The organism is Faecalibacterium sp. Marseille-Q4137, from assembly GCF_017377535.1.
In the GTDB taxonomy this organism is placed as follows: Bacteria; Bacillota; Clostridia; order Oscillospirales; family Ruminococcaceae; genus Faecalibacterium; species Faecalibacterium duncaniae.
The window spans coordinates 50,899-65,253 of the sequence record NZ_JAFREK010000018.1 but is presented as its reverse complement, the minus strand read 5'-3'; the positions used below and the strand labels follow the sequence as shown (position 1 = coordinate 65,253).

Below are 14,355 nucleotides of genomic sequence, written 5' to 3'. Positions count from 1 at the left end.
GGCCTGCGCCGCTGTGGGCCAATGTGAGCTGATGTACACCTACGACCGCCTGTTCACCGCCTACAACCACAACGTGGCGCAGATCCTGCTCACCGGCGTGGATGTGGAGCACGAAGGACGGCGGCTGAATTTCCAGAACACCCTGACCCGGCTGCTGGAGCTGGGTGCGCTGCCCATCATCAACGAGAACGACACCGTTGCCACTGATGAGATCACCTCTATCGGCGACAATGACACGCTGGCCGCCATCGTCACCTGCTGCATCCATGCGGATCTGCTGGTGCTGCTGAGCGACATCGACGGCCTGTACACCGCCAATCCCCACACCCACCCGGACGCAAAGCTCATCCCGGTGGTAGAGCGCATCACCCCTGAGGTGCTGGCGCTGGCAGACGGGGCAGGCTCCGCATTGGGCACCGGCGGCATGTCCACCAAGCTCCGTGCCGCCCAGATGGTAACGGCAGAGGGCGCGGACATGGTGATTGCCAACGGTTCCCACCCGGAGCTGCTCTACGACATTGCAGACGGCAGACCCGCAGGCACCCGCTTTGCGGGCAGAAAGGAGGGCTGACCCATGACGACGCAGGAGATCCTGGAAGCCGCCCGCGCGGCAAGAAGCGCGCTGGGCCTTTCTTCGGGCGAGGTGCGCCGCGCCGCCCTGCTGGGCATGGCGGAGGCGCTCTGCTCCCCTGCCCGCCAGCAGGCCATTCTGGATGCCAATGCCGCCGATCTGGAAGCAGCCAGGGGGCACATCTCAGAGGTCATGCTGGACCGGCTGGCCCTGACACCGGAGCGCATCAACGCCATGGCAAAGGGCATCCGGGAAGTGGCCGACCTGCCCGACCCGGTGGGCAAAGTTCTGCGCCGGGTGGAGCGCCCCAACGGGCTGGTCATTGAAAAGACCGCCGTGCCCATGGGCGTGATCGCCATCATCTACGAGAGCCGCCCCAACGTGACCAGCGATGCCGCCGCCCTTGCCATCAAGAGCGGCAATGCCTGCATCCTGCGGTGCGGCAGGGAGGCATGGCGCAGTGCCAACGCCATTGTAACGGCTCTGCGGGAGGGTCTGCGGGCAAACGACCTGCCCGAAACAGCGGTTTGCCTGATCGAGGACACCACCCACGCTTCGGCCAACGCCCTGATGACGGCGGTGGGCTATGTGGATCTGCTCATCCCGCGCGGCGGGGCCGGGCTCATCCGCGCCTGTGTGGAAAATGCAAAAGTCCCCTGCATCCAGACCGGTACCGGCATCTGCCACATCTTCGTGGATGCTTCTGCCGAGCAGGACAAGGCGCTGGACATCATCGAAAACGCCAAGGCCAGCCGCCCCAGCGTCTGCAACGCGGAGGAGGTGTGCCTGGTGCACCGTGACATTGCGGCAGAGTTCCTGCCCAAGCTGGCCCGGCGGCTGGGCCCTGACCGCACGGCAAAGGGGCTGCACCCGGTGGAGCTGCGGCTGGACCCGCGTGCAGCCGCCATCATCCCCGGCACCCCTGCAGGCCCTGCCGATTTTGACACCGAGTTCCTGGACTACATCCTGGCTGTCAAGGTCGTGGACAGCGTGGGGGAGGCTGTCAGCCACATCGCCTCGCACTCCACCGGCCACAGCGAAGCCATCCTGACCCGGGACGAGGCCCATGCCGCCCTCTTTACGGCGGCGGTGGACAGTGCGGCGGTCTACGTCAACTGCTCCACCCGCTTTACCGATGGCGGGGAGTTCGGGCTGGGGTGCGAGATGGGCATTTCCACCCAGAAGCTCCACGCCCGTGGCCCCATGGGGCTGGAAGAGCTGTGCAGCTACAAGTACATCATTCACGGCAGCGGCCAGATCCGCTGAACCGTTCAATTGCGAAAACATTTTTCCGTTTTTTTCTTACAGGCCGCCGTGGAAGGACAGCGGCCTGTATTTTTGTTTTGCAGAGATGGACTGTTTTTGTTATAGAAACACTTTCGGACCAAAATTTCGAAAATTATTTTTCCGTTTGTGCCATGATGTATTTTTCATTTCTCCATTCTGTACAAAAACAAAGTCGTACTTTTATCGGAAATTAGGGTAAAAATTCTCATTTTCCCCTTGACAACCCATATTTCGACGCGGTAAAACTATATTGGAAAGTGTGGGAACAAGTTCGGCGGGGCGCTCTGAAGTGCGCCCGGAACTGTCCTTCCCACAACTGCAATCCATTTCAAACAAATGTCCGCATGACGACACTAGTACAAAGGAGAGAGCGAATTATGACAATTGCCATTCTTGCACATGATTCCCGCAAAGAACTTGCACTTCAGTTCTGCACCGCCTACAGTGGTATCCTGTCCCGGAACACTGTCATTGCCACCGGTACCACCGGCCGGATGTTGAACCAGGCCACCGGCTTGCCAGTTCACTGTTACCTCTCCGGAAAGCTGGGCGGCATTCAGCAGATCACCGCCCGTGTTGCCTGCGATGAAGTGGATCTGGTGCTGTTCTTCCGCGACCCGCTCCGGGCCGACAGCGGCAGCTCCAACGAGCAGAACCTGCTCCGCCTGTGTGATATGCACAGCGTACCCATTGCCACCAACATTGCCACCGCCGAGGTACTGCTTCGCGGCATGGATCAGGGGGATCTGGACTACCGGGAAGGGATGCACCCGCCGGTGATCGAGCCTCTGGCCGCTCCCCGCCGCGCCGTGTGCTGAGGACTGCCTGACATTTTTTGTGTATAGAGGGAAACGTAAAACAGCGCCGCCGAAGCTTTTCAGGGCTTCAGCGGCGCTGCATTTTTATGCGGTTTTCAGTTCATTTTCCGGGGAGTGACATCATTCCAGACCGGCCATCTGCTTGACGGCCTTCATGGCGAAGGTCAGGGTGCGGCCCATAGCCACACCGGCCATCAGGCAGGGATAGTTGTTGGCAAAGAAGCTGCCGGACATATCGCCGGTGATATACAGGCCGGGCATGGGCTTGTTATCGTTGTCCAGAGCCTGACCCTTTTCGTTGATGGCAATGCCCTGCTCCGTGGTCAGCAGAGAGGCACCCAGCCAGCAGCCGTAGAAGGGCGCGGTGCGGATGGCGCTGAGGCGGTAAGCGGGCTTGCCGAAGTCCTCGTCGTTCTGCTTGTCGTAGAGCTCGTTGTAGCGCTCCACGGTGGCAAGGAAGGTGTCCTTGGCAGCGCCAGTAAAGCCCATCTTGTCAGCCAGCTCGTCCAGCGTATCGCACTTGAACAATGCACCGGCCTCGATCGCCTCGTCCATCTTGCCCTGAATGTACTTCTCACCGCCGTTACGGGTCTGGGCAGAGCAGCCGATGGTGTGGAAACGCTTTGCGTCCTCCAGAATGTTGGCATCGCAGATCTGAGCGTAGACACGGCCCGGCTGGTGAGCAGCGGCGTAGACGATGTCATTGTAGGGGCTGCTCTCGTTGGCAAAGCGCTCGCCGTTGCGGTTCACCTTCAGGAAGGGCTGGGTGCCGGGGTTGTACTGACGGATGGTACCAGGGAAAGCCTTGCCGCCAAAGGCAGTGTCACTGTCCACATAGCCGCCATCCACGCCGGGGGCCACGATGCCGCGGTCAAACAGCATGGGAGCGGCCTCCTTGTCCAGATTGGCACCCGCCCACATTGCAGCCCGGATGCCGTAGCCCTTATCGGAGGGAGAGTAGGAGCATGCGGTGGTGACGGAAGTGCCCAGCGGGTCCAGCTGCTCCATCATGTAGGGGTTGCCGGGGAAGCCGCCGCAGGCCAGCAGCACGCCCTTGTTGGCGTTGTAGCGGATGAAATGGTCATCCTCGGTGCTCTGGGCGATGATGCCGGTAATGCGGCCATCGCTGTTCTTTTCCAGCTTGGCCAGACTGGTCTTGAAGTCCACATCGTAGCCCAGCTCCTGAATGTACTGAAGCAGCAGCTCGTTCCGGGCGGCACCACTGGAGCGATCATAGGTATACTCGATCTCGGGGTACATATAATCGGTGTTGTGCTCGGCGTTTTCTGCAGGCCATTTGGCCTCGTCACCGTAGGTGTAGATCATCTTCACGCCGTACTTGTCCTCCATGATGGAGCGGACAAATTCGATCATCTCGGCAGACTCGTTGATCCAGGTCTTGACCACGCGCTGATCACACTTGCCGGAGGCGTAACGGGAGACCTCACTCAGCAGCTTGGCACGATCCATCTTGATGCCCTGTTCCTGAGCGCCAAAGCCGTCCACGGCACCCACCCAGTGACGGGTATCCTGCACATTGCCGTTCTGCTCGATGACACGGAAGTTCAGGCCCTTGGCAGCGGCATAAGCAGCAGCGAACATACCGCCGTTGCCGGCACCCACGATGAGGATGTCGGTGTCCACCGTCTCGGTGATAGCAGCCTCGTCAATGTCAGGCTCCTTGCCCAGCCAATCGGTCTCGTCACCGGTGGGCAGCTGAACGGAAGTTACAGTTGCCTCTCCCTTTGCCTGTGCAAAGCAGCTCTTGGCGGCCTTCTTCACGGCATCGGAGGTGATGGTGGAGCCGGACACGCCGTCGATCTCGTCAGAGCCGGCGTTCAGCAGCTGGTTCTTCAGCTCCTCGGCAGCAGCAGCGCCGTAGGAAGCGGTCTCGCCGGAGGTATCGACCACAACGTCGGTCACAGCACTGTCAGAGAAGGTCATGGTAACCTTGACGGTAGAGGAAATGCCCTCAGCAGTGCCGGTGTAGGTACCGGGGGTGTAGCTGCCTGCTGCACCGGAGGAAGCGGCGGTGGAGGAGCTTGCAGCGTTGCAAGCAGCCAGTGCACCGGCGGTGACACCGGACATGGCAGCGGCAGCGGCGATCTTCAGAAAGCCTTTACGCGAGATCTTGTTCATGCTTGGATGATCCTTTCTTCTCTTTTTCTGTTCTTATTCTTTGATTTTCCTTCTTATCCGAAACGTACCGCCACAATGCGGTGCAGACTTCGTTCGATAATAAATTAACACAAAGTCCGCCTGTTGTCTTTTAAGAATTCTTAAACATCTTTGCCGTTTCTTCGCTGGAAAATTCCCGTTTCCCACTTCGTTTGATAAATAACGGTCAAATCAGAGCAGAAAAAACACCCCCGGATTAAGTTTCCTTAAGAAGTGGGTGCTTTGAGGATTAACGATATTTAAGACAGCAAAACCATTTCAGGCCTCCGTCTCCCCTTCCGGGCGGAAAATATAGCCTTTGCCCCAGACATTTTTGAGGTAGACGGGCTTGGCGGGGTCGGGCTCGATCTTACTGCGGAGGTTATGGATATGCACCTGCACAGTGCGGACATCCCCCAGGCTTTCCTTCCCCCAGATCTTCCGGTAAAGCTCGTTTGCGGTAAAGAAGGTGTTGGGATGCCGGATGAAGAGGGTCAGGATGCGGTACTCCATATCGGCCAGATGGATGCTCCGGCCGTCCTTTTCCACGCAATGGCTGTTGGAATCCAGCGTAAAGGCCGCACAGTGGTAGCCGCTGACGCTGGGCTCTGCGGCATCCATCTGAACACGGCGGATGTTTGCCATGATGCGGGCCAGCAGAACTTTGTGGTTGTAGGGCTTGGTCAGGAAATCATCGCCGCCCAATTCCAGTGCCCGTACCACTGTGTCTGTATCGTCCAGACAGGAAGTAAAAATGATGGGGCAGTGGTGCCAGCTGCGCAGGCGCTGACACAGATCCATGCCGTTGGTGTCCGGCAGAAGGATATCCATCAGGATCACATCGAACTTTTCCCGGGCGTGGCTCAGCGCTTCGCCGCCGGTGTCAGCGCAGACCACCTCAAAATTCTGCTGACATTTCAAGAAATAGCTGGTAGTGTCCCGGATCACCGGATCATCTTCCACCAGAAGAATACGGATCATGCGGTTTGCCCTCCCCTTTTCGGCGTGAATTTGCTATAATATCTTTATCTAGTATACCGTATTTCCGGGCTGTTCTCAACCGGTTCTCCAAAGTTTTGCAGGGGGTCTTTTTATGATAAAAAAGCGATTTCTGCTTCCGGCTGCCGCCGGGGCACTGGCACTGACCATTGGGTTGGCAGGGATCTGGTTCAACCAGCGACTGCCGGCGCTGGCGGATTTTGGAGTCCCCGGCATGGACTCCGAAGCCCAATTGATGGCATGGGCTGCCCTGTTCCCGGAAAAAGGAGTGGCTGCCCTGACCTTCCGCACGGTGCTGCAGTGGATGGCCATTGCGGTATTCTGCACTCTGGGAGCGGTGGTGCTGGCCCTGTACCGATACAAGCCTCAGAAGGAACTGGGGTATTTTCTGCTGTATCTGACAGTGCTGACCCTCTGGGCTCTGGTGATCATTCTGGCTCCGGTGGGAAGTTCCGGCTGGAGCGTCTTTTTCCGCCGGGGATTCTTTACCGTCACGGTTCTGGCAGGTATTCTGCTGTGTGCCGCCCTGACAGGGGCTGTGCCGGTGTCTCACGGGCAGCGGCTCGGTTCCCTGCTTCTGACGCTGGGGTATCTTGTTCTGACGCTGATTCCCCCCAGCCGTGTACGGGCGGTAGGGCTGCTTTTGGGCATGGGCTACTGTCTGAGCATACTGATGGCAATGTATGCCCGGGGCTCCGACGCTGCCCTGCTGATGCTGTTTCCCTGTGCCATCACCATTGGCTTCCGGGTATGGGTGGTCCTGCCGGGCATGCATGTTCCGTTTTTTCAGGAGAGCGTGTTTTTCTACCTGTTCCGGTGTGCCCGGATCTACGATGCGCCTTTTACTCTGGGCTGCATGGCCTACGTCTGCCGCCGGTATGCCCTGCAATTTGACCGGGCGGAGCAGCTGGCCCGGGAGCTGGATGCCCGGGTCATTCAGCGGACAAAGGCCCTGACGGAGGAGACCGAGGCCCGGAAAAGCATGATGCTGAACATTTTCCACGACCTGCGAAGCCCCCTGTTTGCGGTCAGCAGTGGCCTGGACACGCTGGAGGCTGCTCCGGAGGCCCTGCCGGCCCTGCTGCCCGCCTTACAGCAGCGGACGGCCTTTCTCCGCCGCCTGACGGAGGATCTGTTTCTGGCTGCAAAGCTGGAGCAGAAACAGGTGATGCTCAACGAGGACCGGGTATCTCTGGGGGAGGTCATCGCTGCGGTCTGTGACAGCTGCCGGGAGGAGGCTGAGAAGAAGGGCGTGGTGCTTCAGGCTCCCCCGGCTCCGGAGCTGCCGGTGTGGGGCGACCAGATCCGGCTGCAGCAGATCCTGCAGAACCTGTTGACAAATGCCATTCACTACACCCCTGCAGGAGGGAGCATCACCGTCAACAGCCGGGTGGAGGCCGGTGCTGCTCTGGTGAGCGTCCGGGACACGGGCTGCGGCATTGCGCCGGAGGATCAGGCCGCCGTATTTGACCGGTATTTCCACACCACCACCTCTTCCAAGCACGACTCCACCGGTCTGGGACTGACCATTGCGCAGGAGCTTGCCCACCTGCACCACGGAGAAATCCTATTGGAAAGCGAAGTGGGCAAAGGCAGCTGCTTCACGTTGAATCTTCCCCTATTATCCGCTTAACAGAGAAATCCCCTCCGCCATAGGCGGGGGGGTTTCTTTATAGCATCTATTTGAATTTAAGCCAGCGGGTCCCACAGCTTCATGGGCAGGGGCTCCTGATCCAGCAGGGCGCGCTGGGCATCGCTCAGCAGGCTCTTGCGGACCGTGATCTGGTAAACATTGGCCTTGAACCACTTCTCGCTGCCGATGTAGTAGCCCTTCTGGCCGGAGGCATCGCCCCAGCTGTTCTCGATCTTCCAGCGGTCAGCCTTGCCGTTCTCGTCCAGATTGACACCGCAGAACATCATGCAGTGGTTCATGGTGCTTTCACGGGTGAGCAGCCGCTCGGCCTTGGTCATGCCAAAGGTCAGGCCGCCCAGCACCTCGCCGTACTGGAAGCAGTCGGGGTCCCAGTAGCCGTTGGCGCGGTCGCCGTCGGGGTGGCAGTCGCAGCTGAACATGACCCCCTCCCCTGCCTGCAGCTGGCGGATGGTCAGATCCTCCAGCTCCTCCTGCGAGAGGTTGAGCCAGAACATATTTTCCTCCACCACGTCCCCCATAAAGGGCTGGCAGTAGGTGCGGTTCAGCGCATGGATGGGCGAGGAGATGATGACGACGTAATCATCCAGATCATTGCCCACATACTTCTCCAGGAAGGTGTGCGGGGTCAGGTTCCGGTCGCAGTGGTAGTGTTCTTCCTTGTCGGTGTACTCAAAGTCAAAGCTCCTGGGGGGCTGGCCGTAGAGGATGCACAGGGCGTTGTAGATCTCCGCCAGCATCTCCTCGCGGCGGGCGGCCGTGTCCTTTCCCTCTTTTGCCAGAGCCCGCAGCTCCAGCGCATCCTCCCGCAGCTTGCGGTTCAGGATGGGCAGATACTTGGCCGTGCCGGTGGAGTGGACTGTCTCCGGCATGACCCAGGAGGGCACCACACCGTACTTTTTGATCAGGCTGATGGCCATATCCCACTGGCCGCCGTCGGGCAGCGGGTTGCCCAGCAGGGTGTAGGTCTCACGGTCGGTCAGGTCCTGATCCGCAAAGTGGAGGATGCTCTCAAGGAAGAGATTTGCCTTTTCCAGCTTATCGTAGAACGCCAGATAGGTGGGAGAGAAGGAGAAATCCTCCAGATCGCACTTGGCGATCACCCGCTGGCGCAGGACGTTCAGGGTGGAGAACATCCAGCAGCGGCCGCTCTGCTTCTGGTTGGTGATGTTATTGGTCTTGACCAGCACAGAGAAGTCCATCCGCAGCTTGGCAGCGGCGGCGGGCACAAAGGCTGCGTCCGGCAGCGCCGTGCGGGAAACCGCATTGGACATCACATTCAGCTCCGGGCGGGCAGCATAGCCCTGCTCAAAGCGTTCCAGCATCCGGGCATCAATGGGAGTAACACGATTCATTTGATTCACGCTTTCTTTCTGAAAAGATCAATCCTTGAAATAAGCATTCTGCACGGCCAGCAGGACACCGGCACGGCTTGCGGCAAAGTTCAGGCCGCCCTGCAGGTAGCAGGTGTAAGGCTCACGCAGGGGGCCGTCGCAGGAGAGCTCGATGGTGCTGCCCTGGGTAAAACTGCCGCTTGCCATGATGACCTCATCGGTATAGCCCGGCTCCGGAGAGGGTTCCGGTGCGGCATAGCTGTCCACGGGGCTGGCGGCCTGAATGCCGCGGCAGAAGCCGATGAGGGCATCGGCGGTATCGGCATCGAAGCAGGTCACGATATCGTTGTGGTCCTCGCAGTAGCGCGGGATGGGCTTTTTGCCCACCAGCTCCAGCAGGCACTGGGCATAGATGGCGGTCTTGATGGCCTCACACACCACGCCGGGGGCATAGTAGAAGCCAAGATACATATCACGGGGCGTTTCCAGCGTACAGCCCAGCTCCTTGCCCAGACCGGGGGCGTTCAGGCGGTAGGCACACAGCTCCACCAGATCCTTCCGGCCCGCGATATAGCCGCCGGTGGGGGCAATGCCGCCGCCCGGGTTCTTGATGAGACTGCCCACCACAAGGTCCGCACCGGCCTGGCAGGGCTCCTTCATCTGGGTGAACTCACCATAGCAGTTGTCCACAAAGATGATGATCTCAGGGTTGGCGGCACGGGCCGTGTCGGCGATCTTCTGAATGGTATCCAGATCAAAGGCATTGCGCTGCAGGTAGCCGCGGCTGCGCTGGATATGGCAGACCTTTGCCCCCGGGGCCTTTTGAGCGATCAGCGCGTAATCCGGGGTGAAGTCGGCCTTGAGGGGGGCTTCGTCGTACCGGATGCCGTAGTCCATCAGGGTGCCGGTGCCCTTGCCCTTGCCGTCCAGACCGATCACGCCCTCCAGTGTATCGTAGGGGCGGCCGGTAGCAGCCAGCAGGGTATCCCCTGCCCGCAGCAGGCCGAACAGGGCCACCGCCAGCGTATGGGTGCCGCTCTGGAACTGACTGCGCACAAGGGCATCCTCCGCGCCCATCACCTCGGCAAAGATCTGCTCGAGCTTGGCGCGGCCGGTATCCCACAGGCCGTAGCCGGTGGTGCCCAGCATATCGGTGGAAGACATCTGGGTATCGGCAAAGGCCTTGAGCATTTTCAGCTGGTTGTAGTCCCGGATCTCCTCCATGTGGTGGAAATAGGGCTGGCAGAGTTCCATGGCCTTTTCGTCCAGCGCCAGGACTTCGGGTTTGTAATCAAAAAAGTGGTTCAGCATTGACATTTTGGTTCCTTAATCTTTTTGTAAGTTTATGCTATGATGACCCGTCGGCAGCTTTCTCCTCGGACACGAAACGGGCCATTCCATCGCCCGCCCTATTGCCTGCGGCAACAGGGTCCCACCCCAGCGGACGGTCCTCAGAGAAACTCCCGCCGTGTCAGACTGTGGCTTCGTACCGGGCATACTCTCCCAGCTTTTCAAAGCCGAGGCGGGTATAAAAGTGCACCCGTTCCGGGGAGCAGAGGAAAAGGGGCTGCAGGCCCTGCGCCGAGAGGGTGTTGGCCAGCCGGACGATAAGCCGCCCGCCGATGCCGCGCCCCCGCAATGGCTCCGCAGTCTCGCCGCAGGCCATGTAAGCCTGCTCCGTTCCAATGGCGTAAGCGCCCACGGTGCAGGCAAGCTCCCCTCCCTGCTCCAGAGCCCAGACCACAGCCCTGCCGCGGGCGCGCTTTGAGCAGAGCTCAGAATAAAAATCATCCCGCCGCGTGGGGCGGTCCGGAAACAGCATCTGCGCAACGGGGCCCGCCGGCGGCTCCGGGTCAAAATGCAGGGAGGCCCAGAGCGTTTCTTCCACAGCGGGTTCCGGCAGCTGCTTTCCGGGTGCCAGGCCAAAGACAAAATGGGACTTTGCACGGGCCCAGCCGGTGGGCGGCGGGCACTCGGCCTCGTCCAGGACAACCGCCTTACAGCCGCAAAAATGCAGGAAGCTGGCCAGTTCGTCCGGGTTGGCGTGGCCCGCCAGCCAGGCGGTACTGCCGCCCACATCCAGCGCCAGCGTTGGCCCGGCGAAGAACCGGCCCGGCTGGCTTTTGCCGAAGAGCGCCAGCGCCTGCGGCATCGTGACCCCAAGGCAGAGCTTTCCGCGGCAGGCGCTGCGGAACCGCTGCCTCTGGCGAGGCGTTCTGACCTGCGTGATCATTTCAGTGCGTTGACGATGTTCTTGAACTCGCGGCCGCGCACCTCAAAGTTGGGGTAGAGGTCGAAGGAGGCGCTGGCGGGAGACAGGATGATGATATCGCCGGGCTTTGCGGCGGCACGGGCCAGCTCCACGGCGTGCTGCATATTGTCCGCGTGCTGGATGGGCAGTGCGGCCTCGTTGAAGCCGGGGTCTTCCCGCAGGGCCTTTTCAATGCGGGGGCCGGTGGCACCCATCAGCACCAGATCCTTGACATGGGCCACGATCTCGGGAGCCAGCGGCTCATAGGGGATGTGCTTATCATAGCCGCCCGCAATGAGGATGACCTTCTGGTCAAAGCTGCGCAGGCCCGCAATGGTGCGGGTGGGGCTGGTGCCGATGGAATCGTTGTAGTAGAGCACGCCGTCCAGCGTGCGCACCGGCTCAATGCGGTGCTCCACGCCGGTAAAGGTGCTGCCCACCTTCTGGATGGCCTCTATGGGAACCTCACCCCAGACTGCGGCGGCAGCGGCCAGCAGATTCTCGATATTGTGCAGGCCCCGCAGCTTGATGTCCTTCTGGGCCAGGAAGGGCGTTACCACGCCGTCCTCGGCCATGCAGAGCATGTTGTCCTCTTTGCGCAGGAAGGCACCGTTGTCGGTATCGTGCAGGCGGGTGAACCAGACCTGCCTGCCCTTGCAGTCCTTCTGCATGGAGCGGCTGATCTCGTTCTCGTAGCCCAGCACGGCACGGCAGGGCGGGTTCTGGTAGAGCAGGATGTTGCGTTTTGCGTCGATGTACTCCTGCATATCCTTATGGTGATCGAGGTGGTTGGGGGTGACGTTGGTCACCACCGCGATCTTCGGGCTCTGGTGCATGCTGATGAGCTGGAAGCTGGACAGCTCCACCACAGCCACATCCTCCGGCCGGACCTCAGGCAGCATGGGCAGCAGGGCCGCGCCGATGTTGCCGCCCAGATGTACTTTGCGGCCTGCGGCCTCGTAGAACTTGGAGATGAGGGTGGTGGTGGTGGTCTTGCCGTCAGAGCCGGTCACGGCCACGATCTCGCAGGGGCAGAAATCGAAGAAAAGCTCGACCTCGCTGGTGACCATGGTGCCCGCCGCCATGGCATCCTGCAGGGGCTTTTCAAAGTAGCCCACAAAGCCGGGGGTGCGCATGATGATATCCTGGCCCTTGAAGCCATCCAGATAGTGTTCGCCCAGGCTCAGGTCAATGCCCAGTTCCCGGATGGTAGCGGCATAATCGCCGAACTCCTCCACGCTCTTTTTCTGGTCGCACAGGGTCACATGGGCCCCCAGCTCCACAAACTCCTTGATAAGGGTCTTGTGGCTGACACCGGCACCGATGAACGCCACCTTTTTGCCCTGGATGAGTTCTGCAAGCTTCTGCTGATCTTTCTGCATAAAGAAAGAACCTCCTCTATGAAAATTCAGGCTGAAATTGATTCACTGCTCCATTTTACACCTTTTCCAGCCAATTGGCAACGCCAAACCTTATTCTGGCCCCGGATGCACCGAAATCCTATCTGAATTCACAAAATGTCGATTGTCTTTTCCGACCGTTTCCGCTATACTTTAATTGCATCATTTTACAAGGAGCGCATTTTCTTGAAACATTCCCTGATCCGCTTTTCCGCAGTGGTGCTGACCATTGCGTTTGTTTTTGCCCTGACCGGCTGTGGTTCGGGCTCCAACAGCTTCACCTGGTTCGTGGACAGCATCCCGGCCAACCTTGACCCGCAGGTGGCCTCGGCTTCTGCGGATGTCATCGCCTGCGAGAACCTGTACAGCGGCCTTGTCCGCAAAGATCCCAGCGGCAAATATGAGCCTGCCCTCTGCGAACGGTGGGAGAAGTCCTCCGACGGTCTCACCTACACCTTCTACCTCAAGGACGGCCTGACTTACACCGCCGCCAAGGGCAACGCCACTGACTACGCCATCACCGCCGAGGATTTTGTGTTCGCTTTCCGGCGCTTGTTCCGGGCGGAGACCAACTCCCCCTACGCGGTGGAGTTTGCGGCCCTTGAAAACAGCGCCGCCGTGCTGGCCGGGCAGATGCCCGAGAGCGCGCTGGGAGTCACGGCCTCCGGGCCGCTGACGCTGGTGTTCCACCTGAGCAGTGCTGACGACAACTTCCTCGAGAAGCTCACCCTGCCCGGTGCCATGCCCTGCGATGAGGAATTTTTCAATTCCACCCGGGGCACCTACGGTCTGAATGCTTCGTCCACCCTTTCCAGCGGCAGCTTTTACATCTACAACTGGACAGCCAGCGGCCTGTTCCTGCGGCGTGCCCCCTCGGGCAGCCTCATCGACAGCCTGCGGCTGGTGCAGAACACCAACAGCGCCGGGCAGTCCGCCGCAGAACTGATTGCCAACGAGAAGTGCTCTGCCGCCCCGGACGACACCGCCGCGCCCACCACTCTGACTTCCCTCTCCTACTCCGATACCACATGGAGCCTGCTGTTCAACTGCAGCAGCGTGTTTGCTTCCACCGAGCTGCGGCAGGCACTGGCCTCCGCCGCGCGGGGTGCAGCCGAGGTGCCGGACGGCGGGCTCTATGCCGCCGCCAACGGTCTGGTACCGGACGGCCTGACTGTGGACGGCATGAACTACCGGGATACCGCCGGGGATGTGACTCCCGCCGCGGTGGATGCCCGAGCGCTCTACCTCACGGCGCGGCAGACGCTGACCACCTCCGACTTCAACAAGGTCAGCCTGATGGTGCCTGCCGGTTCCGGCGTGACCAGCGCCGCTGAGGAGATCAATGGCGTGTGGCAAAAGGAGTTTTCCCTCTTCTTCTCCGTAGAGGAAGTGGACGAGGAGACCTTTGCAAAACGGCTGGCCGAGGGGGACTACACCATCGCCTTGGCCCCCATCAGCGCCGAGGGCGGCAGTGTGTACAACATGCTGAACCAGTTCACCGCAGCGGGCGGCGGCCTGACCGGCTATGCAGATTCCCTGTTTGCCACCCAGCTGCAGGCCAGCACCCAGGCCACCGGAAGCTCCCGCTGCCGCCTGCTGGGCGATTGTGAGCGTCAGCTGCTCAGCGATGCCGTGGCGGTCCCTCTGTTTGCCCAGCAGAAGCGCCTGCTGATCGCACCCGGCATCCAGAACCTCATCTTTGACCCCTTTGGCCCGGTGCTGGATCTGACCTATACCACAAAAGAATGATGTGCCACAAAAAATACCGGAGCAGCCGCCTGCCCCGGTATTTTTCTTATCCCTTTTTGATGCCGAACAGCCTGCGCAGAACGCCGCGCAGACACTTTGGGCTTTTGATAACGACCACCTGCATCGCTCTCCCGCCTT

Annotated in this window: 11 protein-coding genes; 5 read left to right on the top strand and 6 right to left on the bottom strand. The window is 60.2% G+C overall.

Annotation, left to right across the window (positions count from 1 at the left end):
- The 3 genes from proB to J3353_RS09080 all read left to right on the top strand — a co-directional run.
- Positions 1 to 571 (top strand): glutamate 5-kinase (gene proB / locus J3353_RS09090; RefSeq protein WP_207684702.1); only part of this gene is annotated, 571 nt, incomplete at its 5' end.
- Positions 572 to 574: 3 nt separating this feature from the next.
- The gene (locus J3353_RS09085) at positions 575 to 1,837 is read left to right on the top strand and encodes a glutamate-5-semialdehyde dehydrogenase (RefSeq protein ID WP_207684701.1); all 1,263 of its coding nucleotides are present in this window, start codon (positions 575 to 577) and stop codon (positions 1,835 to 1,837) included.
- Positions 1,838 to 2,235: 398 nt separating this feature from the next.
- Positions 2,236 to 2,676, top strand: a complete 441-nt coding sequence (locus J3353_RS09080) for a methylglyoxal synthase (protein WP_005932722.1) — start codon at positions 2,236 to 2,238, stop codon at positions 2,674 to 2,676.
- Between the two features lie 120 nt (positions 2,677 to 2,796).
- Here the strand turns inward: J3353_RS09080 and J3353_RS09075 are convergent, their stop codons facing one another.
- Both J3353_RS09075 and J3353_RS09070 read right to left on the bottom strand, forming a co-directional pair.
- On the bottom strand, positions 2,797 to 4,815 hold the full coding sequence (locus J3353_RS09075; protein ID WP_117476809.1) for an FAD-binding protein: 2,019 nt from the start codon (positions 4,813 to 4,815) through the stop codon (positions 2,797 to 2,799).
- Between the two features lie 297 nt (positions 4,816 to 5,112).
- Positions 5,113 to 5,814, bottom strand: coding sequence for a response regulator transcription factor (locus tag J3353_RS09070; protein WP_207684700.1), 702 nt, complete (start codon positions 5,812 to 5,814; stop codon positions 5,113 to 5,115).
- A 112-nt stretch (positions 5,815 to 5,926) separates the two neighbouring features.
- Between J3353_RS09070 and J3353_RS09065 the strand changes: the two genes are divergently transcribed.
- Complete coding sequence (locus J3353_RS09065) at positions 5,927 to 7,465, top strand: sensor histidine kinase KdpD (protein ID WP_207684699.1); 1,539 nt, start codon at positions 5,927 to 5,929, stop codon at positions 7,463 to 7,465.
- 56 nt (positions 7,466 to 7,521) lie between these two features.
- Here the strand turns inward: J3353_RS09065 and J3353_RS09060 are convergent, their stop codons facing one another.
- The 4 genes from J3353_RS09060 to murD form a co-directional block, all read right to left on the bottom strand.
- Positions 7,522 to 8,838 carry an aminopeptidase C gene (locus tag J3353_RS09060; RefSeq protein ID WP_207684698.1) on the bottom strand — a complete coding sequence of 439 codons (1,317 nt, stop codon included), beginning with the start codon at positions 8,836 to 8,838 and terminating at the stop codon, positions 7,522 to 7,524.
- Between the two features lie 27 nt (positions 8,839 to 8,865).
- Complete coding sequence (locus tag J3353_RS09055) at positions 8,866 to 10,128, bottom strand: methionine gamma-lyase family protein (RefSeq protein WP_117503967.1); 1,263 nt, start codon at positions 10,126 to 10,128, stop codon at positions 8,866 to 8,868.
- A gap of 160 nt (positions 10,129 to 10,288) precedes the next feature.
- The gene (locus tag J3353_RS09050; protein ID WP_117503965.1) at positions 10,289 to 11,050 is read right to left on the bottom strand and encodes a GNAT family N-acetyltransferase; all 762 of its coding nucleotides are present in this window, start codon (positions 11,048 to 11,050) and stop codon (positions 10,289 to 10,291) included.
- A complete protein-coding gene (murD, locus tag J3353_RS09045) occupies positions 11,047 to 12,450 on the bottom strand; it encodes a UDP-N-acetylmuramoyl-L-alanine--D-glutamate ligase (RefSeq protein ID WP_207684697.1) in 1,404 nt (467 codons plus the stop codon). Before murD ends, J3353_RS09050 begins: the two co-directional genes overlap by 4 nt.
- Before the next feature lie 204 nt (positions 12,451 to 12,654).
- Between murD and J3353_RS09040 the strand changes: the two genes are divergently transcribed.
- Entirely contained in the window at positions 12,655 to 14,217 is a 1,563-nt protein-coding gene (locus tag J3353_RS09040) for an ABC transporter substrate-binding protein (RefSeq protein WP_242700911.1), read from the top strand.
- Positions 14,218 to 14,355: the final 138 nt, after the last annotated feature.

Excerpts from the sequence above, each read along its gene's own strand:
- J3353_RS09085 (WP_207684701.1), top strand. The coding sequence starts at position 575 with ATGACGACGCAGGAGATCCTGGAAGCCGCCCGCGCGGCAAGAAGCGCG.
- J3353_RS09080 (WP_005932722.1), top strand. The coding sequence starts at position 2,236 with ATGACAATTGCCATTCTTGCACATGATTCCCGCAAAGAACTTGCACTT.
- J3353_RS09075 (WP_117476809.1), bottom strand. The coding sequence starts at position 4,815 with ATGAACAAGATCTCGCGTAAAGGCTTTCTGAAGATCGCCGCTGCCGCT.
- J3353_RS09070 (WP_207684700.1), bottom strand. The coding sequence starts at position 5,814 with ATGATCCGTATTCTTCTGGTGGAAGATGATCCGGTGATCCGGGACACT.
- J3353_RS09065 (WP_207684699.1), top strand. The coding sequence starts at position 5,927 with ATGATAAAAAAGCGATTTCTGCTTCCGGCTGCCGCCGGGGCACTGGCA.
- J3353_RS09060 (WP_207684698.1), bottom strand. The coding sequence starts at position 8,838 with ATGAATCGTGTTACTCCCATTGATGCCCGGATGCTGGAACGCTTTGAG.
- J3353_RS09055 (WP_117503967.1), bottom strand. The coding sequence starts at position 10,128 with ATGCTGAACCACTTTTTTGATTACAAACCCGAAGTCCTGGCGCTGGAC.
- J3353_RS09050 (WP_117503965.1), bottom strand. The coding sequence starts at position 11,050 with ATGATCACGCAGGTCAGAACGCCTCGCCAGAGGCAGCGGTTCCGCAGC.
- murD (WP_207684697.1), bottom strand. The coding sequence starts at position 12,450 with ATGCAGAAAGATCAGCAGAAGCTTGCAGAACTCATCCAGGGCAAAAAG.